Here is a 24,272-nt window from a genome sequence, read left to right on the forward strand (position 1 = left end):
TATGACGCAAAGTCAACGTTTTATAGTCCTTTGTTATGGCTACCTGGGCCGTTAGCAGGAGACCTGCAAAAAGACATCGGGAAGGCGCAAGCCGATACGGATGAGAGGTAGTGCCCCATAGGGCTCCGCGGTGCGAAAGGCCCCCCGCAGCTAGCGGAGGGCCATTCGCAAGGCGGGTGGCAAATCCTGCAATCGCACTCAGAGCGCGAAGTGCTGCGCCCCACCTGATGGGGGCGCGACGAACGCACCGGTTTCATCGTCATAGACCAGATAGTCGGTCACATCCGGCGTGGAGCGGTCGTCGAGCAGCCACGGAACGTAGATTCCGGACTGTGCGACAATATCCAGGTAGCTCTGGCTGCGGCCATGCTGATCCAGATCGCCTCCCAACTCGTTCCAGCCGACGAATACGTTCTTCTGGCTGTTCAGCGTGGTCATGCTCCCGCTCAAGAGAGCCTCGTTTGTCCAGGCGATGACCTGCGGTGCAGAGGCCGGATAGCCGACCTGGGCACTGGTGGCGTTCAGCAATGCAGCGACGGCGTGGCGCATCAGGGCGTTCTCGCCCCCTCCGTTCAGGTCAAGCGCATCGACCAGCGTCACATCTGCCAGGTGAGCATAGCTGACTGGAATGTCGAACACCGTACCCAGTGTCTGCTGCGGATCGTAGATCAGCATGCCATCCGAGGTAGCGGGCCACGCAGAAGCGCCGTTCTGGGTGGCGTTGTTCTTCCAGAAACCTGGTGTCAAACCAGCGGCCTGCCCCTGCTGCACGCCATGATGATGGGCCAGGTCGGTGTCGGTGATTGACCGATCCTCGCCCGCGAAAACAGCGGCAGCATTTCCGTATGCACCGATCGAGGCCGATGCATTGACAGCACCGTCCGAGGTGAACAGCCATGTCTCCCCGACATCCAGCATCCCGTCATTGTCGGTATCCCCATCAACATATATGGCGGCAAAGTCGTCGCTGGTATCGTCCGGTGTACCCGCGTCGTCGATCACGCCGGTGAGTTTGTCGAGAACAATCTCGCCGGCCCCTTCGTTGGTGACAAGGTAGGTCCAGATCAGCGGCGTACCTTCGACGAACAACGGTCCGGGCGCATCGTTTGCGTCCTCGAGTTCCGTCGGGGCATAGACATTGACTGCATTGACCGCTTTGACCAGCTTCACCCGGTCCTCAACGCCGGTGAGACGCGCGTTGTCGGTCGCCGACACCTGCTCGTTCTGATCAGTTGCCGCAACGGCGATAGCGATGTTCTCGTAGTCGCCTTCCGGCGCAACGCCGACCGCAACGTAGAGCCAGGTCTCGCCGGGATCGAGCAGACCGTTGCCATCATCGCCTGACACGTAGGACGGCAAGAAGTCGTCGGAACCATCACCCGGCGTGCCCGCATCGTCGATCAGGTTAATGACGGCCAAGGTCTCTTCACCCGTGTTGGACAGAAGATAGGTCCAGGTGACGTCCTGACCGGCGCGGACCTTGACTGGGATCGTGTCGGCATCCTCTGCCTCGGTCGGGTTCAGCGGATCGACAGCATTCACCGCTTTTTCCAGGGTGATTTCCGCGGTGTCCGGCGGCGTAGAGCCTTGATAGCGGGCAAGATCACTGTCGGTGACCTGCCTGCCTTCGGCATCGGTCGCGGTGACGGTCGCCACATTGACATAGTCGCCCGGTGTCACGATGCCGACAGCGCGATAGAGCCATGTCTCGCCAAAGTCGAGCAACCCGTTGTTGTTGGCGTCACCCGCAACATAGTTCGGCGCGAAATCGTCGGAACTGTCGCCAGGCGTGCCCGCATCGTCGATCAGACTTCCGACGGCAAGCGCGCCACCGCCCGCATTGCCGACAAGGTAAGTCCAGACGACCGCGTCGCCCGAGTTAAGGTCCGGGCCGCTCAAAGTGTTGGCGTCTTCGGCAACCGTCGGGTTCCACGGATTGACCGCGTTGACCGCCTTGACAAGCGTGACTGCCGAGCCGCCAGGAATCATGGTGCCCGTGTGATGGTTCACGTCTGTATCTGTCGCTTTGCGGCCGTAGGCGTCGCTGACCGTCACCCTGACCTCGTTGACATAATCACCGTCGGCGGCGACTCCGTCCAAAGACGCCAGCCAGGTCTCTCCCGGGTCCAGAATGCCGTTGCCGTCGTCGCCGGAGACATAGACCGGCGCGCGGTCATCCGACCTGTTGTCCGGCGTACCGGCGTCATCCACGATGCTGTCCAGCGAGACCGAAACGGTGCCGTCATTGGTGATCAGGTAAGTCCACAATACGGCAGACCCCGTCTCCAGCACCGGACCCGGACCGGCATCGGCATCTTCGGCAGCCGTGGGATTGAGGGGATCCAAGGCATTGATCGCCTTTTCGATCGTCACGGACGGCGGTGGGTCGGTCACAAAGATGCCCACGTGATGGTTGGCGTCCGAAGCCGTCGGAGCCGCACCCCGCGATCCGCGCGCCGTTACGGTGGCAACATTTGAATAGGCCCCCGCCACGACGGTATGATCCCCAACGCCTTCGGAAGTGTACAGCCAAACCTCGCCCGGATCGAGACGCCGGTTACCGTTGGAATCGCCCGAGACGTAGGTCGGAGTGAACCGGTCGCCATCCGAATCTGTATCGCTGACCGACAGCCGATGAAGCGACTCGTCCCCGGTGTTCGACACGAGATAGGTCCAGATCACATCGGTCCCGATCGCGAGCTCGACGGCTTCGGCCGCAGTGTCCGCATCCTCGGCATCGGTGGGGAACCACGGATCTACGGCGTTGATCGCCTTTTCGATCTGGATACCCACCTCGATAGTGCCGGGCTCGGCCGGCCCGGAGGGGGTGGAACCGGCGGCCGTTTGCAGTGGCGCGCGAACGGTGTCGTTCTCGGGTCCGCCGGCGCTGTCAAAAGCGCCCCGGCCGTTTCCGGGCTGCGGATCACGCGGCGCACCGTGCTGGTCACCCCATTCGGGGTCCTGCGGCGTGACCATGGCAATCACGTCATAGGCCTCGGCCCGGCTGGTCGCGGCACCCGTGGCCTCGGCCAGATCCAAAAGGAACTCGACAGCGTGCGGCGATGGCAACCGGTTCACCGTGGGCGCGCCGAAACGCGAGAACGGAACGATGAAACTGTTGTATTCGCCGGTCCAGTCGAACATCCGGTCGGTGCCGGTGTTGGCGATCAGGACATCGCGACCGCCGCCGCCAAAGGCAAAGTCCGCCGCGCCACCGGTGGTTTGCGGGGTAACCGCACTGTCCGAAGTGTCGTTCCGGCCGCCGTTTGTACCCAAGTTATCGTCGAGCTGGAGATAATCATCTCCCCACCCGCCAAACATCCGGTCATGTCCCGTGCCGCCAAACACAACGTCGTTGCCGTCGCCGCCAAAGATCGCGTCCTTGCCGTCCTCGATCAGGTTGCCGTCGTCATCGAAGGTCCGGAAGTTCAGGAAGTAATTCTCGATGATCGGGCGCGGATCGTACGGGTCATAGAAGGTCTGGTAGCTGCCGGTCGTACGATCATAGAACTCTGACAGGATCCCGCTATCTGGTTCGTACAACATCGGCGTATTGGCGATGGGCCGGGTGTCGTTGTGGAAGATCGGCAGCGCCTCGGCGCCCGAAGCTGCATCATCCCCGGCTCCGGCATGGATGAAATCGTCACCCAGACCACCGTAGATGATGTCATTGCCACCCTCTTTGGGCAGGATCGCGTCGACGGTGATCTTCAGGTAACCTTCCAGATCCACCTCTGCGCCGATCCAGGGCCCGGGGATCGAAAGGGTCTGCTGCGACTCTGCCCCGATGCCGTTCAGAGGCTCGGCCAGACCATTGCGGCTGACCCGGATCACGCCATCGTCGCCAAGCAGACCGTCTTCGCCTGTCCCGCCAAAGATACGGTCGTCACCGGTGCCGCCGATGATCTGGTCGTCGTGGCCGTTGCCATAGCCCACGTCGTTACCCGTCATCAGGTAGATGATGTCATCGCCATCCTCGCCATAGACAAGGTCGCTGGCGCCGAGGCTGCCGACATCCGTGCCTGGCGTGTAGTCCAGCAGAACCACGGCACGCGGGATCAGGCGGATATCGCCGCGCAGGTGCGCTTGCGAGGGATCGGCCGTGTTGTTGCCGATGTCCGGGGTCCTGTCGTAGTTGTAGGCCAGCCAGACGTTGGGAGCATCGAGAAGGTCGAAGATGTTGCCATTGTCGCCGACGATCACATCTGCGTCACGACCATGTTCCGATCGCGCGCCCAGCGTACTGTCCGCATCAGTACCAAGGATATTGATGGCAATCTGCGTCCCGGCCCCGCCAAAGATAATGTCAGAGCCATCCGGGCGCTGCTCGGGTGTTACGAGCGTATACAACGAAGAACTACCACCGATCAGATCGTCCTGACCCAGGTTGCCAAAGATCAGGTCGTTGCCGCCGCCACCTTCGACATAGTCGTCGCCATCGGTTTCGGCCTCGAACGAGGGCACGTGCACAAGCATGCCGTCCGTGTCGCGTGTGGCCGACACCGGGAGGTCGAGGATCGCACCGTCGCCCTGGACGGAATCATCCCCGAGTTGCGCAAAGATCTTGTCGTGCGAGGCACCACCCGCGATGTCGTCATTGCCGAACTGACCATCATTGCGCGCCTGATAGGCAACGTCGTGATAGAGCTCGGTAATCTCGAAGGCGGTCCAAGGTGAGCCCGAGTGGCGCGGGTCGACGAACAGCGTTACGTTGTCCACATTTGCCGAGCCATCGCGGTTGTAGATGGTGGATCCGGTCAGGCGCACGATACGTGCATCCTGATCCTGGTGCGGTCCCTCCGCGCGCTGTACCAGCGTGACATTGTCGCCAAAGATCAGGTCCTGGTCGGTGCCACCGTCGATCCGGTCGCCGTTCGGCACACCCTGCACGACCCGGTTCGCGCCACCGATCAGGATATCGCGCCCGGCATCGCCAAAGATCAGGTCGTCACCGCCGTTGTCGATCTCTGAACTCGCGATCTCTACAATGTACTCATAGGCCGTGGTCCGAATCCGCAGCGGCGGTTCGGTCACGTCGATGCGGCCGTGGTCACCAAAGACGACGTCGTCGCCGATGCCGCCAAAGACGGAATCGTCCCCCACGATCATGGCATCGCCCGCCTCGGAGATCAGCGCGCCCGCAACCGGGATGGTCAGGACCGGCCCGGCCAGCTCGCGCTTTTCAGCGATGGTCAGCGTGTCGTCGTTATAGACCATCAAATCGCCGAACATGTCGACGTTAAAGCCGCTGTCGCCCCAAATCTGGTCCAGTCCCTGCTGGCCGAAGATTGCGTCGTTGCCGCCGCCGCCGGCCAGATGGTCGCCTTCGCGGCTGCCCATGATCAGGTCATCGTTGCCGCCGCCATAGGCGGTCACCTTGCCCGCGCCGCCGCCTGCGGTGACCCGCGCCTGACGTAGGCCGTCTGGCAGAACCGCGCCATCTTCCAACGTCAGGGTCAGGCCGTCTGTCGAGATCTCGGCGATGCGGTAGCTGGCAGTCAAGCCATTGGCCAGTTCGACCTCGACCGCGCGCCCTTGGCGGAAGCCCGCATCCAGCCAGCTCGAGGTCGCCTGGATGGTCAGGGCAGTGGCGTCGAAAGTCATCTCGCCGGCCAGTTCTGCAAAGACGAGGATCTGATCCTTGCCCGCGATCAGGAAAGGATCAGCCAGTGGCATCAAGAAGCTGGACCGGAGGTCGGCCAGCGCCTCGGTGGTAAACGGCGGGAAGGGTCGTTCGCCGAAGTTGTGGCCCTCGCTGTCGCTGCCAGAACCGGAATAGAACAGGCCGTCCTGCGAGGTGTCACCGTAGATCACCAAGAGCGATTCCGATCCGCCGCCACCGTCGACCATGATCAGGTCGCCGCCGTCCTCGGTCCGGTTGCCGCCGCCGTGGATCATCGTCAGGCCGCCATGGATCGCGGTCTCTCCGCCCTGCCCGGCTGTGGTCGGTTGGAGCGTGCCGTCAATCCGCAGGGCGTCGTCGCCCTTGCCCATCATGATGTTCAGCACCTCGATGCTGGACAGGAGAGAATCTGTGGTAAAGTTGCCGTTCACGTCGAGCACCTGGGTGCCCCAAGAGATGCCTCCGGGCACCGTGGTGGGCTCACCGAAATCTGTTTCCTCGAAGCTGAGTTCCGTGGCCATGCCGAAGCCGGTCAGCCCAGTGGGCGTCAACACGCCGGACTTATCCTCCTGCGAGGCGTCGTCAAAAATGTTAAGGACGTCGATTTGCGCAAACTCGTCGGGCTGCGGGCCTATGCCGACGGCCTCGCCCGGTGTCTCGCCCGGCAGGATGATTGCCGGGATCAAAGTGCGGTCGGCACCAGTCACTCCGCCCTCTACCGACAACGGACCCTGGATGTTGGTCAGGCGGTGCACGGAAGAGAACGACATCTTGTTCTGCAGGTAGACCGGCAGGGTATAATCATCGTTGGCCTCGACCGTGATCCGGACCTCGGTTGCCCAGTTGCTGTCGTCGAACTGAATTGCATCGGCAACGCGGACGACGCGGATATCGCCGGTGCCCGCGGTAAGATCGGCAGACGGTGTCAGGCGCAAGAACTCGCGATCCTGATTGTCGATTTCCAGCAGCGCGATCTGGTACAGTCCCGCATTCGGCCCGCTGCCGATGCGGATCTCGTGCCCCGGAAGGAAGCCGTCGGCGTACCAGCTGCCGCCGTCGGTACGCGTGATGGTGTCACCATCGACGGTGACGCCGTTTTCTGTGATGGTCTCGTTTCCGAAGATCACCTGCCCGTTGAACAGCATCGCGATAGACACTTCGCCCAGCGAGACGGTCGCATCGACCCCACCGGTGAAATTGGCGCCGGCAAGGGTGATCGTGGTGTCGGTGACAGCGGTGACCTCGTAATATTCCTCGGTACCGGTATCGTTCGCCGTGCTGCCGGAAATTGCAATGCGGGCGCCGACATATAGGTTGGCATCCAGGAAAGAGCCCAGGTCGGTGCGCGTTATCGTGTCCCCCGAGAAGCTGACAGGGCCATCGAAGAACTCGGCAACCTCGAATGTGCCTACATCGACATGCTCGATCAGACGGTCGCTGTTGTCGGACGTGTCGATGGCGCTGACGATGGACGCTTGCCCGTCCGTCAGAAGCGGGATCGTCACCACCTCGCCTGCGTTGGGCGCCGAGGTCAGCCGGATGGTGTAATCGTCGTCGGAAAGGGGCGTGACCAGAGTGTCACCGGCGCTTTCGGTGATGACCACACCGGGGGTGTCGTTATCCAGAACCTTGACGCCCAGGACCTGGTTGGCAGCATCATCAAAGGCGCCGCCGGTCGAGGTGACCGTCGCCTGGATCTGCAGACCACGCGGGTCTTCGGGGATGTCATCGTCTATGGCGGTCAGTGTGACATACTTGACGGTATCCCAATCCGAGGCGTCGAATGTGATCGTAGGCATGTCGAAGGCCAGTTGCGCCTCGGTTCCCGGCGCGAACAGTTCGGCCAGCGAGACGGTGACGGTCTCGCCCGGGTCAGGCGCCCGGGTAAGCGAGATGCCAACCCGGTCGGTAAAGCCATCGGGGCCTTCCAGAACACGCGTGTCAGTGCCCTCGTGCGTGAGGATCACGTCGGCCTGATCGTTGTCCAGAATCGTGACCTCGACGTTGCGCACGGCAAGGCCGTCGTACAGATCGACGGCGTCTTGATCGGCGCCGTTTTCATTGATCGCCTGAACGCTATGGCTGATGACGATCTTGCGCTCGCCCTCTTCCAGACTGTCATCCGAGGCGGCAATCCAGACGGTCTGCGCGTCGGACCAATTGGTCGAGTCGAAAACCAGAACGACATCGCGGGTCGGAACCTGTTCGTCGGTCCCGTTGACCGAAACCGTGTCGAAGTAATCGCCCTCGGAGGCGCCGATCAGGACCGAGTCGCCCTCGTCCGGCAGGCCATCGTTGTTGCGATCCAGCAGAATGCGAGGCGCCTCGGTCGGGTCCCAGGCATCCTCGTCGTCTGACGAGCGCGCTGCCGAAACGGTGATATAGACCCTGGTGCCGACTGCAATGGCCTCGTTGAGCGAAATCTCATAACGGTCGCCGAAATCGCCTTCGCGAACAACGGAATAACCGTCTTCGTCGCCGTTCTCGTCGACCTCGCGAATGCTGACAGGACCGCTGCCGTCACCCGCCACGGTCATCTCGACGCCTTCGATGGACAGGCCTTCGTAGCGGCCGTCGCTGAGGACATCGTGGTTGATGACAGAGCTCTGCCCTTCCAGTCCGGCGCTGCTGATCTGCTCGGTCACATCACCAGCGACATTGATCACATCGCTGCCGAGGTTGCCGATGATGCGCACGGCAACGCCGATGGGGGTGGAGAGGACGAAGAAGTCGTCGTCGCCCTCCAGGCCATCGACCTCAAGCACTTCAATGTTCTCGAAGTTGACGTTCAGGCCGCCGCCAAAGATGCCATCTTCGCGGATGACAAAAGCGTCCCCGAACTCGGTCCCAAGGACAATAACCTTATCATAGCCCGTGCCGCCGTCGATCGAGACCGGGGCGTTGAGATTGTAGGTCACCTGGTCTTCACCGGTACCGGTGTTGATGATGTTGCGGCCTTCGACCGAGTACCGGTCAATGATCGGGTCGAAATTCTCATCGGCCAGCGCAAAGGCGCGAACCACGAATATGTCGTTGCCCGCGTCGCCTTCCAGCCGGATCTCCGCCTTGTTGGAATAGACGATGAAGGTATCGCCACCATCGCCCCCCTTGGCCAACAGCGGCTGGGACGGACCCGCGGTGATGTAACCGCGGGTGGTGCGGATGACCTCTGTCGGCTCGTCGCCGGGCACCGCGTTCAGGTGGAATGCTGCCCCTTCGGGGTTTTCAGCATCCAGAACACCGTGGAACTGGCCAATCTGGAAGCGATCGGCCCCTGCCCCTGCATCCAGCGTGGTGATCGTGCTGTTGCCGTCGACGGCAAACATGTCGTCGCCCCCAAGGCCAAAGACGGTCAGCCGACCATTGACCGCGCGGTCGTAGTTGACCCTCTGTACGCTAGCTGGCCGCTCGGTGGAGGTCTGAGCCTGGTCGATGGCATTATCCAGCGAAGTGTCGGTGCCATTCGGATCCGCGTGCAGCAACGCGACGAAGCCAGGCCGGTCGGTGACGCGGTTCTCGATTGCGGTGATCTCGCGCAGCAGGAACAAGTCGGCGCCGTCCGAGCCAGTGATCGCCAGCGTATCGGCGCCATCGTCGGGTGCGCCGGTATCGAGAACGTTGATCACATAGTCGCGCTCGTCGCCGTAGGTGCCAGTCGTGTTGATGACGTAGACGTCTGTGTCTTCGGCCCCGTCAAGGTCAAGCGTGTCGCGGTTGCCGTTGTTGCGATACGTGTCCATCGTCATCAGCGCGTTGACGGTAATCTCGTCCTCGTCGCCTGCGGTGCGGATAAAGCCTTGGGTAATCAGCGTCAGCGAGTTGACGGTGATGATGTCCACGTCGTCGCCGGATTGAAGCACGAACTGATCACTGTTCTGGTCGCCGCGGGTCTGAATGGTTCCGGTCAGCTCGGCAGTGCTTCCATATCCGCTATCGGCGTCGGTGGTCGAACGCGACGAGCCGGTACGGGTGGTGTCGAGCTGCATCGTTACCGTCTGGCCGGCGATCACCAGGCTGTTGGCCTCCATCGAGAGATTGTCGCCGACCCAGAGGTCCACTGTGTTGAAGGCATCCACACGGGCGCTATCAAAGCTTTGCACCGCGTTCTGCACCACAAGGCGAGTGCCGTTTTCAAGCAGATACAGGTCCTCGGCCGGGGATGACACATCACGCGGCAGGATGCGCGGCACTTCGGCGTGGCTGTAAGGCGAGGTCGGCAGGGTCGGCGTGGCAGGCGTGTCCGGGATGGTCAGCCGCACCGCGCCGCCCGTGGACAGGGCGTAGAGCAGGTTCAACTCGTTCGCTGTCTCGGTCAGGTAGACGCCAGTGTCGCCATCGGCAGTCACCACACCGGACCAGTCGCCCAGAATGCCGGAATCGATATCAAAATCGTCCGAGGACAGACCGATGGAGCCGCCGTCGGCCAGCAGGTCAACATTCCGACCAGTGACGTTGTCGTCTTCATCCGCGCCAGAGTTGGAGTCGAGAATCGACCCTGCCCGGGTCGTCAGCGTGACGTCGCCCAACTCGGAATCCACCGTGTTAACGCGCATGTTGCCCGCTGTCTCGGTGATCCGGATGGTGCGTTCGGCGTCCGCAGTCAGGACACCGGTCTGCGATACGCTCAGGACGCTGTCGACCAGATTGGTTTCCAGGAAATCCGCGTCGGTGCCGATACCGCCGGTACGGGCGGTCATGGTGATGTTGACGCCGCCGACGTCCCAAGGATCGGGTGTGCCGTCGGTTGGATCGGAATCGAGAATGTCGCGCGGTGCTTCAAGAGTCACGTCACCAGCGGAGGAGTCGATCCGGCCGACACGCAGATCGTCGAGGTCGTCGCTCAGGACGGCGTCGATCTCGGTCAGGAAGATGTCGCCATTGGTGGCAGCGTCGATGTAATGCGCGCCAGTTCCGTCGGAGTCACCCTGCCGGATATTTGTATTCGCGACGATGCGGACGGTGTTGTCGCCCGGCGCACGTACGGTTGAACCATCAGGATCGGTTCCATCGACCGTGACCCGGCTGCCCGCCTCGATCAGGTCGAAGTCCCAAGTGGTGACAGTCAGTTCGGTCGGCGTGGCGGAATAACCCGCGCCGGGTCCGAGATCACGGTTCACGGTATCCGGATCATCATAGAAGAACTGATAGTAGGTGCCATTGTCTCCGGTATCGTTGGAGAGGGGTGGGCCGGGATCGCCAGTGACAAGGACACCCTGGCTCTGACCATCCACATCCTCGCGAACGGCAGACCGCAGGGCAAGTGACGCCTCGGTCGCGGCCGCCACGATGCCGACCGCCACGGTGGCTGTGGTCTGTGTGGTGTCGCCGGTACGGATGCGCAGGCCAAGGTCCATCCAGATGTTGTCGCCCGACGCTGCATACAAAGCTTCGTTCTCGCTGGCGACGCGGGTCAGATCCACCTTGATCGCCGTATTATCGGAGCCGATATCTCCCTTGGTCGCTTCTATCCCGTGGAACAGCGACACGATGCGCGTCGCGGTTCCGGCCGTAATTGAAGAGGCCCGGGTCAGTGTCAGCTTATCGCCATCGACATCGGCCACCTGGTGAACCTCGTCGCCGACGCGGATCAGGCCACGTTCCGCGATCGCCATGTCGGCCCAATCACCGCCATCGGTGCGCACCAACTCGACCGCGCCCGAAGCCCCGGTTTGTGCGGTGACTTCTAGTTCGGCCACCGCATAGGACATGAACTCTGTATCGCGGTAGCTGCGCGCCAGGTCGGCATCGCCCATCGTGTTGGTGCGGATGACCGCGCCCCCGGTCAGGATGTCACCACCGGTGTTCAGAATGCGGGTCTCGCCCAACGGGTTCTCAAGCGAGGCGCCGTTGACGTTGCTCCCGGCAAGAACGATGTTCCCTGTCCCAAGATTGCGGATATCGATCAGGGCGTTGCCGTAGCTTTCCTTGATCGAGAACTGCATTGCGCTTTCGAGAATATCCAGGTCGACCAGCAGCACGCGGGCCTGACCGGCCTCGGCGATCATGTCGATCCGGTTCACCACCAGATCGTAATTGGACAGGTTGGTCAGCCGCACTTCGCCAAACCCGCGCAACACGCGCAGTTCGGTCCAGTGTTTGCCATCGAAATTTCCGTTCTCCTGGCTGATGCTGCCAATCGGCGCATTGAATACAACCGACCCAAGGTTCGCGGCGATGATGTCATCGACTTCGATCTGGTCGCTACCATTGAAGTCGTTGAACGCATCCGAGCCGACCTCGGGCAATATGAATACGCCGCTGTCGTTCATCAGTTTGACGTTGTAGGCCCGTACAACATCACCGCTTGAATCAACCACCAGTTCCGGTGACGGGCCTGCGCTGATTTCGATATCGGAATCCCATTCGATCAGGTCACCGTTGACGCTCACGTAGACTGCAAGGTCATCGTAACCGGGATAGGTGTTCAGAGCGCTTGGCGGGACATCGTTGGCATGGACATTTACTCCGCCAATCAAACGCGGGGCAGCAAAGATGGTCGCACCGGCATCGCCATCGACAACCAGACGCGTGCTTGCCGAGCCATAGGTATCCCCGGTGCCAGCGCCAATCCCCCAGAACACCGCCCGATAGTCACTCGCGTAGGTATAGCTCGCCCGATTGACTTCAAAATCTACACCACGACGCCCCTGAATCAGGGTTCCATCGGTCAATTGGTCCTTGCCGACAGCCAGGCTACCTTCGATCAACACCGCGGAATCATAGTCGAAGTTACTGTCAGACTCGGCACGTGTGCCGCCGAACAGGCCCCCGGCCTCGGCACGGGCATAACTGTCTATGGTCAGATCGCCAGATAGCGAACTGGAGGTCGGGCTGGCGAGGATGCCCATGTTGGCACTGACATCAACGGTTTCGGCATCGATTGCGGCACCATCACCAATGACCGAATTCGAACGGGCAGTCAGATCATTTTCAACATAGGCACCAGCGCCGGCGATCAGCCCGCCGCCGTCTGCGATGACTTCGGCCGTATGGTTGAAATCAAGCTGTGAGTACTGGCGGAAATTGCCTGCGGCCTCGATCGTGACATCTTGCGCCTGTACTTCGGTCAGTTCTGTGATCGCGCTGTCGCTGCTCAGGATCGTGGCTGAAGTCCCACCCGTTGTGACCCCTGTGATGCTGGTCAGTTTGCCCACTGCGGTGGTCGAATAGCTGCTGGCAATCTGATCGCCATCCGAATCCTGAACGCTGAGAAGACCACCCGCGATGTTGCTGACCACAAGGTCGAGGTTGGTATCGGTCAGCGAGTAAAGGGTCACATCACCGCCCGCACGGACGAGGTCAGCGTTGATGTAGGCCTGCGCCATCACATCCGCGCCGGAATCGGCAGTGGGGAAGGTGAACGCGCCGAAACCACCGCCGCCACCGCGCGCCTCGGCCTTGGTCTGACCGTCGAACGCGACGAAAACAGCTTCGCGGATGTCGCGACCCTCGGGTGTTTCCAGGCCCATGCCCGTGGCATCCGTCGGATCGTCGGGAAGCGCATTCAGGTTGACACGGAACTCGTGCCGGCCTTCGACAGGCGCGCCCAGATTCACCTCGACCCGTTCCAGCCGGTTGGCGTTGGACAGGGCCTGAACAACCACGGAGCCGTTTGCCAGAATGACGTTCACGGTGCCCGCAAAGGACATCGTGTTGCCCGACCCGTCGCGCAGGACAAAGCCGTCGGCCAACGCGCCGCCATTGCTGGCCACGGTGTAGGTTGTCCCCTCATCCAGCCCGATGATAGGCAGGTCAGCAGCCTTGGTCAGCGACTGCACCGCCTCGTTGCTGGGCAAGCGTGCCAGCTCAACCGGAGTAATCTCGATGTTGTTGGAGGAGTCGTTGGGGTCGGTGTAACCTACCGCTTCATAATAGGTTTCCGCCAGTTGAATACGATAGGCGTCGACAACTATGACATAGTATCCACGGCCCGAGGTCAGCCCGCCGACGGGCGTTCCGCCATCCTCGACCTCGTACAAGACCAAGTCACCGTTGGCAAAACCGTGCCCCTCGTACACACCGTCGCGGTTGGCATCGGTGCCCAGGTAGATCGTGTTGTTGTCCGTGGTGAGAAGCTCGCCGCCGCTATTCGTGTCAGGCGTTTGGCCGCTGCCCTGGAGGTCGATGAACGACGCCTCGAAGCTCTTTGTCGACCCGGTGTTCGAGTAGGTCACCAGATCATTTGCCGCAAAGGGCATTGAGACCGGATCGATGACGCCGGACGAGATGTTTCCGCCCGAGAAAGTCAGCCGGTCGGTGCTGGCGTTGAAATCCGAGGTGGCCAGGCGAATGGTGAATTCGTCCACCACGCGCACCTGATAGGTCGCGTCTGCGATCAGCCCACTGATCGGCGCGCCGCTGGGCTTATAGACGACCTCCATGTCGTCTTCGAAGTTATGCGCATAGGCGAACCGGATGGTATCGCTGAGAGCATCCACCTGCGCCGCGCCCTCGGGCGCCGCCTGGTAAATCAGATGGGTACCGGTCGACGCGGTCAGGTTCACCGGCGTACCTGTGCCGTTCTCGGCATCGGACTGGTTCGTGTAAAGCTCGATCGCGTTCAGGTTCGCATCGACCACACGAACATAATACAGCTGCCCGGCGGGCGCCACGGCAGCTGCGCCGCCCGGATCGTAACCGACAAGCTGACCGGTATAGAGATCGGACGAAGCCCCGAGATAGATACGGTCAGCGGTGGCATCGACGCCCACCGGAGCCTCGACATCGAGAAGGCCGTTCTGCGACGAAGTGTCGATGGCCTGCGCCTCGGTCTCGTAAAGCTCGATCACGAAGTCATTGATCGCACGCACATAAGCCGTGCCGCCGGTGGCCGCATCGCTGGGCACGGTATCCCCGGTCGCAAGGCCGTGGGGCGAAGTGAAGGTGATCTGGTCGGTACCTGTGTCGATCCCGGAAATCGTGGCCGACACACCGATCACCGGCAGCTCGGCTGCCGTGGCGAGGAAGCTTTCAGAGGCATCGACCGTAAGCGCCGCACCGAAACGGAAATTGTCGGTCGGATCAGGCGAATTTCCGGCAATCTCCATCACCGTGTAGGTGCCGTTCGCCGCTCCAGCCCCGGTCAGGACGATGGAGTCACCCTCCTGCAACCCGTGCCGTTCAAAGTTGATGGTATCTTCGGTGCCGTCCATCGTCAGAGTGTTCGACGGAGGGGACGCATTTCCATCCTCGACCACCGCTCCAACGGTGACGTCATCCGCGATGACCACGCCATTGTCGCCCAGGAAAGCCTCGACGTCATTCCGCGCGTAGGCATCCGAAACAGAAGCCCCGACGAGGATCACGCCACCGCCATAGGCGCTGGCCTTGCCCTTGGCTTCGCCAACGATGTTCGACGCGGTAACGATAAGGTCACCGGTCAAATCCAGCGAGGCGCCATCGCCTGTGTAGGCGGCCGTGCGGGTGTAAGTGTGGGCGTTGGTTTGCGCGCCGCCCCCGGCAAGCAAGGCTCCGGTACCGACGAGCACATCAGAGAACGTGCCTGCCTGGCTGGTGGCCTCGACCGTGACATTGCGGCCGGTCACTTCGACGTTGTCGCCTATCCAGGCGAACGAGCCACTGCTCAGGTCGGAATCCGACAACAGGACCGAAATGGCCAGCCCGCCGCCCGATCCCACGTCGCCATCGACAGCGGCATAGTCGAACGAGGTGATGCTTTTCACCGTCAGGTCACCGGTCAGGTCAATGACCGCCCCGTCGCCGATCCAGGCATCGGCATTCGAGTATACCGAGTTGTCAGCAGACCCCACATAAGCGGTACCGGTGCTGCCAGCACCGCCGGCGATGCTGACGGCCACGACCAGAAGATCGACGGACGCCTTCCTTTGCTCTGCATTGGCAGTGACCGTCAGATTGTCGGCCCCGATATCGGTACCCGCGCCGACATAGGCTTCCATTGTCGTGGTGACATAGGCGGTGGGAATGAGTGCGGCGATGGCAATCGCCCCCCCCGATCCGCCATGGGTGTAGGCATAGCTGTCGCTGTTCTCGATCGCGGTGATCGTGACGTCGCCGCCATTGATCATCGTTGTGGCGGCGGCGTTACTTCCAGGCGTGGTGCCATCCCCGGGGCCGAAGCTGGCCGAGGTTTCCCCCATGATGGCACTGTCGGCCGAACCGCCGCTGCCGGTGATCGCGGCGACGCCCGCAGCAAGCACTTCGCTGTCGGCATCGCGGGAAGCGTCGGCGGTGACGGTCAAGGCGCCGCCGGTGATCTGGGTGCTTTGGCCAACATTGGCAATGACGTCGGTATCTATGGTCGTGCTGGCCAGCAGCGCTGTGATCGACAAGCCGCCGCCCGAACCGCCATCCGACAGGGTCTCGGCGATGGCTTCGGACTCGGCCCGCACATTGGTACCGCCGGCCCCGATTGTCAGAGCGGTGGGGACAGTCGACGACGCCCGGTCGCGATCGGCCCCCACGGTGGCGCGGGTGGTGCCGGTGATCGTCGCCACGGCATTCGAACCAGCGCCGGCCAGCAGGCCGACGGCGGCACCGGTGATCTCGGCATAGGCGTCCAGATAGCTGTCGGCATCGACGATCAGGGCACGGGCGTTGATGATCGCTCCCTCGTCCACGATGGCCAGGACATCGCCGGAAATGTCGACCCCAGACAGAGAAGCGCTGATCGCGCCGCCGCCAACGGTTACGGCCGTTGCATCTACGTTGGCGTAATGCGTGGCATCGGCATCGACCTCGACTTCACCCGAGCCTTCCTCGGTGCCGTTCGCGGTGACTGTCTGGCGCGCGCTCCCCTCGGGGAGACCGATCAGCGCCTCGACGCTGCGGCTGACCATCACGTTGCCACTCGCGCCCTCTTCCGCATCTGGCGCGGCGCCGATCCCGGCGCCGGTGAGCAGGCCGACACCCACGGATATCAGACTGCCGTCCGCGGTGGCGGTGCTTGTCGAATTCACGCGAACATTGCGGCCGGTGACAATGGATGTCCCGGTGATTCCGCCCCGCACAAGTCCGGTGACCTCTGCGCTTGCAAGCATGACAGAAATCGACACCGCGCCAAATGCACCACCCTGCGCTGTGGCATAAGCCAGCGAGTCGATCTGCGCGTCGACGACAACATCGCCTGCGGTCGCCGTGACGGTGGAGCCGTCGATCAACGCGGTAACGTCGCTGTATACCAGCGCCTCGGCGGAAACGCCCGCGCCCGAAATGGAGATCGGAACCACAGCGATGGATGCGGCGGTACCCGTGGATTTCAGCACGTTTTGCACAGCATCTGCATCGACCGTGACGTCATCGGCGGCGGTGACGGTGCTGGACTGTACAATCTGGGCGGTCACATCGCGGTCGATCTTGTTCTCGATCGCGACGCCTGCCCCGGCAAGGCCTGCGAGGCTGATCGAAACGGTCACGCCCACGGCCTCGCTATCGAGCGTTGTGGAATCCGAGGCGTCGACCGTCACATCCCCGGTGGCATTGACAGTACTGCCGTCGATCGATGCGGTGACAGACCCGAGCGCGTGGTTCTGCACGATAACCACTGCGGCGCTCACCGTGATAGAGATAAGCGAGATCGCCCCCGAAACCGAGACGGCGACGGTGGTGTCATCGAAGGTGACGTTGGAATCCGCCTGAACCCGGACATCCCCGGAAAGGTTATCGGTGATTTCGGTATCCTCGTCGGTGCCCGTTGCAGACACGGTCGAGTTGGTGATGTTGGCGTCCAGCGTCGAGTTGAGCGTGTTGTACACCCCTGCCCCGGCGCCCGAGACGGATACGGAAACGCCATCCTTCAGGTTCAGCGCGACGCTGAACGCGAGAGAGGCAGCGACCCCGATGCCATCCATGGTCGAGACATCCTCGGCATAGACGTCGACGGCGCCGCCAGAGACGCGCGGCACGCCGGTGCTGTCGGTGGAATCGACGATCTCGGCCGTGATCGTGTTGCCGATGGTATTGGCGACATAACCGCCCGCGCCGCTGATTGCGATGGCGGTTTGTTGGCCGATTGAAATCGAGGCGGCAGCGCCCACTGAAATCGACTCGATGGACGCCGTGCTCCTGGCGTGCACGCTGATCGTGTCGCGCGCCTGAACCGTGGAATCCGAGATCCGCGCGGTCACCACATTGTCGATATCGTTGACCGACACGAAGGCGGCCAGAGCGATCGAGATCGCCGGATCGCCGAAGGACAGGCTGATCGCGCCGCCGTCGGCGCTGGCAAAGATATTGGCCTGATCATAGGCCAGAACATCGACTTTGCCGACCTTGTCGCCGTCGTTCACCCCTGCAACGGTGCTGTCTGCGGTGATCTCGGCGACGATCGTGTTGTCGATGTCATTGAAGGCGAAACCGCCAGCAAGGCTCGCCGAGATCGAGGCGTCGCCAGGGCTGATGGCGACCGCGCCCGCCACACCGATGGCGATGGCGTTGATCGTTGCGTCCTCGGTCGCGTCATAATCAAACTCGGCAATTCCAGCGAGCTGATCCTGGGCGTTCTGCGAAGTGGTCGGCACCGTGCTGGCACTGACCGTCACGTCGCCGCTGGTCAGAATGTCCGAGTCTGAGACACTGGCCAAGATGCCGTTCTCTATCTCGTTGACCGAAACCGAAGCGGCGATACTTGCCGCAACCGCAGTGCCGCCGCCAGCCAGGGCCAGTGTGAAAGACCCGGCCAATGCGAAGGTATCGATGGTCGAGCCGTCCTGGGCCAGGATCGTCGCGTTGCCACCATCATTGCTGGTAAAGGAGGAATCCGTGAAAGATGCCTCGGTATCGTAACCGACCCGGCTGATGGCAATGCTGCCCGCTCCGGAAAAGCCGATGGCATTGCTGTCGGTGATACCGATATCGGCGGACACCGAGACACCCAGAACGAACGTATCGATATCGGCGCCCGAAATCGCGCCGATGGACAGAGCACCGTCATCCGTCTCCAATGTGGAACCGTTGACCGTCGCTCCAACGTCTGGGGTAGCGACGTCCTCGAGTCCCTCGATGTCGTTGACTGCCACGGCGATGCCGAGCGAGACCGAGGCCGTCGAGCTCAGACCCAGCGCGATCCCGACACCGCCTGCATCGGCCTTGATCTTCGAGTTTTCACCAAGACCGCCCTCGATACGTATGCCCTTGTCGCCGCCGGTGATCGTGGCACCGTCGACATCGGCCAGCGCGCGCAGCCGAATGCGGTTGCCCGACCCGGTCCCGGCCAAGGCAATCGCGGCATCCCCCTGCGAGGCGGTGCCCGCACCGGCGATTGTCAATGCGGTGATCTCTGTCGTCAGGTCGGCCTGAATGACAACGTCGTCGTCACCGGTATTGGACACGGTGCCCGCAGTAATTCTTGCTCCGTCCACGATGGCCATCGTGTCCGTGCTGAGGTTGTTGATCGCAATCGACAGGCCCAACCCACCTGCAAAGCCACCGCCGCCGCTGCCGGCCAGCGCCAGTGCCAGACCAAAACCGCCCGCGTCGGCGTCGATCGTGGCATTCTCCTTTGCAATGACCGACACCGCCCCTTTGGTCGCGGTCAGCTCTGTCTCGTCATTGTCCTCGGTCACTTCGGCATAGACGACCGTATGCAGGTTGTTGACGGATACGGACCCCACGCCGCTGAACGCATAGGAACTGCCACCAGAGCTATTCGAGATCGCCAGCGCTACACCATAGGTGTAATTCTCGATCTCAGACAGGTTGTCGGCCTTCACGGTGATGTCGCCTTCCGCGACGTCGATCTTGGAATCGTGCACTCGAGCAATGACCTCGAACGGGTCGTCCTCGGTGCCGATTTCGTTCACGCTGATCGCGATGCCGACTGCCGCAGCGGTGCTGCTGCCGCTGACGCCACCGGAATAAGAGAATGCCAGCGCGCCGGAAATCGACATGATGTCGGGCGCGGCAGTGGCCAGAATCTCGGACGAGCCCTTGTAGACGGTAGCGTCGGAATCCGAGACATAGGACCGCACTTTGCCAGACAGCAGGTTGACGCCGACCGAAATGGCGACGCCAGCCGAGATCGTGCTGTTGCTTTGCGATGTGGTAACCGCACCGCCCAGGCTGCCGGCAAGCGAGAAGATGTCGCCAACGCGGTAAGCGTCGACGATCATGCCGCCTGCGCCGGTTGCCTCAATGCTGCTGTCGTTGGGGTCCGGGTCCTCAGTGATCGAGAAATCGGTGCCCAGCACCAGCGCCTCTGTATTGCCTTCCACTGTGTTGACGCTGACCGCACCAGCAACGCCGACACCGGTCTGGGTGCCCGAATTGCCGGTCTGCCCACGTGAAACGGCGATGGCAAAAGAACCAGAGACCGAAACCACCTGCGTTTCGTTGTTCGACGTGACCTCCAAAGAGCCCGCGTTCACAGTGCCGGCGTCGGTGATCGCGGCGCGCGTGGTGTCGTCGACGAAGTTTAGCGCGACAGAGCCAGAAATCCCGACCCCGGTGGTGACCGGGTTCTCCACCGGGGTGTCGCCGAACAAAATGCCCAGTGAGACACCATCGAGCGGATCGTCAGATCTGTCGGGATGTTGTTCATTGGACTGAATGGCGCCCGCAATCGAGAAGCCCCAGATCGCACCGTCGTTGATCGCCCGGACCGACAGCTGGCCGTCGAGATCAAGGTAATTGGTACTACCCGCCGTGTAAGAGGCTTCGGCGTCCGGGGCCTCGGGCCCGATCACGGCGCGGGTGTTGCGGGTCACGTCGTTGACCGCGACCGACACGCCGACGCCGACGGATTCGCCCAGGAAAAGGCCGCCGGTGATACCGATATGAGTGTCCAGTGACCCCGCATAAAGGCGCGCGTCCTCGCCTGAAACATGGGCGCGATTACCCAGTTGCACCAACGTGTCACTGTCCTGCTTGATGACCGCGATGGTGCCGCCGACCGCAAATCCCGAATCCGAGGCCGCGCCGGACTGGGCGAAGCCCAGGTTGAACAGCGCCTCTTCGGCCTTCATGTTGAAGCCACCCGATCGGCCAGTGAAGATCCGCGCGTTGTCCTCGACGATGGCGTGGGTCGTGTTGTCCACGAGCTTGACATACAGCGTGGCACCAATGCCGCCCTTGCCGCCGCTGTTGCCGGCAACGCTGGGCGAGTTTGTGTCGAAGGGTGTGCCGCCGTCGAATGAAGCGCCACCGCTGGACACGTAGAGATCGTTCAGGCCCAGCGAGCCGAGCGACCAGCCAAAGATCCCGGCCATGTCGATCTGCTGCATGTAGGATGTTGCCTCGACCGAGACGACCTCCTGCCCGAAATACGGATCGGTTTCGTCCGCGTTGAACGAGGCGTCCTGATTGATCAGCGCGCCGTCCTTCACGGTCGCGATTGCCGTCGTGTCCTGGACCTGGAAATTGATAGAACCGGCAACGGAAACATTGTCGCCCTTGGAGGTCGAAGACGACCAGGTGTTCAGGAAGCTCGACAGACCGAAGGTATCATCGACATATTGCGTGATGGCGCCGTAGCCCTCGGTCTTGAACAGGTCGACCACCTCTCCGGCCGTGGTCGGCAGGAACTGATCGAGCGTCTGGGCGAAAGGATAGGTCACACCGGCAATCACGCGGGTGGCCCGTTTGGCGTTCATCTCGGCGCCGCTGTGAATCGTCGACTGGGCGTCGTTGTCGGTGATCGTCAGAATGACCGCGGCGCTCACGGTGTTCGGGGCGCTCTGCTCTCCTGTCGAGTTTTGTTCCTGCGGCTCGGTGCTCGATGACGCAAAGCCTTTGTTCAGGTGTTCGATCTCGGCCTTGACCTCCAGATCTTCACCCGAGGTTATCCGCGCCGTCGGGTGCACATTGGCCGACACATCGTGATCGTTGTAGGCAAAGGCCAGCGCGACCGCCGCGCTCAAGCTGTTGGGGCTGGCACCGGCGCTGTTCATGGCCGAGTTGGAGGAAGACTCGGTCGAGATGCGCCCCATCAGGCTGGAAAAGATGTTGCCCAGCAACGAATCGCTGAGATTGTAGCCATCGGGGGAATTCGATCCGTTGGAGGACGCCGAACTGAGGCCTGCGCCGGCCTCTGTAGTGGTCTCGACCTCGAGGTTGGCGCCGATACCGACGCCGGTGGCAAAGCCCGGGTCCAGAATATGCGCGGCCCGAAGCGTGAAATCGTCGCCGGTCACGTTTCCAAGCTCGATCGCGACGCCCGCGTAAGCCTCATTCTCGGTCTCGGCAAGCTGGATGGTCTGGCCGTCGGCCCCAACGAAAGAGCGGGCCCCGCCGTCCAGGTTGAACTGGTTGGTGCCGGTGATGACATAGTAGGTATTGCCGCTGACAAGACCCTCGATTTCGGAGCCCGCTGCCGCCTCGTAAATCACCGCCTGTCCCAGCGGGTAAGTCTGGTCGACAGTGGTGAAATCCGTCCCGGTCCCGGTAAAGGCGCCGTTCGGCAGACTGATCTCACCCGTCTCGGAATTAACATCGGCGCCAGTGAACGACTTGTTGTTGGTCGCCGGATATAGCGGGCTGCTGGCCGTGCCGTTGAATTCGACCAGGTCGATGGCGTCGCCACGAAAGACGCTGTCCTCGAACTTGGCAAGCTGGATATAGTTGGGATCGGCCGAATCCTTGAGCACGTAATAGGTGGCGCCATCAATCAGGCCGCCGATGTTCTGCCCGCGGCTGGAGGTATAGACCACCGTATCCTCGGTCGCCAGCGCGTTCGGGCCGACAAAAATCTTGTCGTTGACCAGATCGACATATCCGCGTTGGCCCGGCGCCGCTAGCGGGTCGAACTCCAGCTTGACCACTGCGCCCGGTTCGTTGCGGCTGATAACCGTGCCATAGATGTTTGTGTGAACATCGGCATTCGACAATTCGATCGACAGTGCCGCACCGGCCGCACCGGAAGAGAACAGGCCCGATGAGGCCGAGGCCTGGGAATCGACCTCTCCGCCGGCCAGCAGATTGGCCGTCAGACCCGCCTCGATCCTCGCCCCATCGGCTACCGTAAGCGTAGAAGACAGCGTTGACCGCGCCACCGCCAGCGACAGCGAGACCTGACTGCTGGACGACGTCGGAACCGTGCCAAGGCTCGTATTCGTCTCAGCCGACATGTTGGCGGTCGAAGAGGCGTCGGACGTGACGACGACGAAACCGTCGGAATAGATGTTGGCGTCGCCGATATCGACAGTGGCGTTGGCGGTTGAATCCGCCCAGCCGAGGCTGGCGATCGAGAACCCCGCAGAACCCGAGGCATTGGTGACCGAGTTGGCATAAATACCCACCGCGGAATGGCCGGTAATATTGGCGCCGTCCGCAACTGTTACCTGTGCGTCGGTCTTTTTGACCAGGATCTGGAAAGGCAATTGCAGGACCGAAGTGACCTGATCAAGCAGCGGGCCGACAAGATTAGTGTCCAACTCTTGCGAGATTTCCAGCTGTTCGGCATAGCCGCGTTCCTCGGCCTGGGCGATCAGGTAGACGCCGCCCGCCTCGATGCTGGCGTTCTCTCCAATATCGACGGAAGCGTATTTGGGGATACCCGGAAAGATCGGCGACAGGTTTTCCAACTCGGCCGTGCCCAGACGGCGGCTGCGGAATTCGATAAAGCCATCTTCGGAGGTATCACCGGTGATCGAGACGTTGTCGTTCACCGTGATCGTCTCGGCAATGACCTGCATCGACCCGCTACTGCCAAGGTCGATGCTGCCCGAGAAGGTCACGTCATCTTCGCCGCTGTCGCCCAGAAAGGTCTCTGCCCCCTCGTATTCGCCGTAGATGTACAGCGATGCGTCCCAGTTGGCCGAAAGACTCTCGACTGTCAGTGTATCTGACCCGGATTTCAGGTTGATGGTCAGCGAATTGGTCGGGTTGACGAAGGTGATGTTCTCGAATGTCGGGATGAGACCGCCGGTTGTGCCGATGTACATAGTGCCCGCATTGAAGGCGTTCAGCACTGCATCATCGTCAAAGTCCGTCAGGTCGATCACCAGATCGTCCGCAGCATTATTCTGTGTGATCGGCTCCAGCCCCTGGTAGACCAGCGCAGTGCCGTCCAGCAGGATCTGACCATCGTTGGCCGTCGCAGCCTGATAGGACACACTGGAATAGCTGCCATCCAGAACGAGGCTGTCAAAGTCGCCATCACCGCCATCGATGGTGATGCCTTTGCGCATCTCGCTGGCCGCGAGATAGAATGTGTCGTCGCCCTGGGTGCCCGATAGCACCTCGATGCCGTTGAACGCGATATCGAACGTCGCAACTTCTACGTCATTGCCGTTGCGCAGCGTGACCGACGCAACACCCGCAGCGCCCTCTTCGGTGACATCGTCGATGTGCCAGTCGGTATAGGTGCGCAATCCGTTCTCCAGATCGCCCCCGACGACTCGCAAAGTGTCGGCACCTTCTCCGCCCTCGACTTCAAAGAGCGGTAAATTCGATGATTGTTTCGAGATTTCGAACAATGAAAGGGCGTCTATCTCGATCCGGTCGTCTTTTTCCGTCGAAATAACCCGGATCTGAGAGGTGAGCGGAACCGCATCAGCCCCGCCAAACGCCTGCGCGATCTGCGCTCCGCTGGAATTGAGTGCCCTCAGGGCGGCGCCTGATTCTGACTGGAATCCTTCAAGTCTGAGCTCTGCCGTATCGGCCTGCATCGCGTCGGCCATCGAGACCGCGAAATCAGCTGCCAGCAACAGTCTAGGCTCGAGTTGCTCAACATGAA

At 61.8% G+C, this 24,272-nt stretch carries 1 protein-coding gene; it reads right to left on the reverse strand.

Annotated elements, in window-relative coordinates; genetic code table 11:
* Positions 1-198: 198 nt before the first annotated feature.
* Positions 199-24,243 carry a calcium-binding protein gene (locus AC2FL1_RS03825; protein WP_496876032.1) on the reverse strand — a complete coding sequence of 8,015 codons (24,045 nt, stop codon included), beginning with the start codon at positions 24,241-24,243 and terminating at the stop codon, positions 199-201.
* Between the last annotated feature and the right edge of the window lie 29 nt (positions 24,244-24,272).

The sequence above is a fragment of the Ruegeria sp. YKSF070 genome, assembly GCF_059612725.1.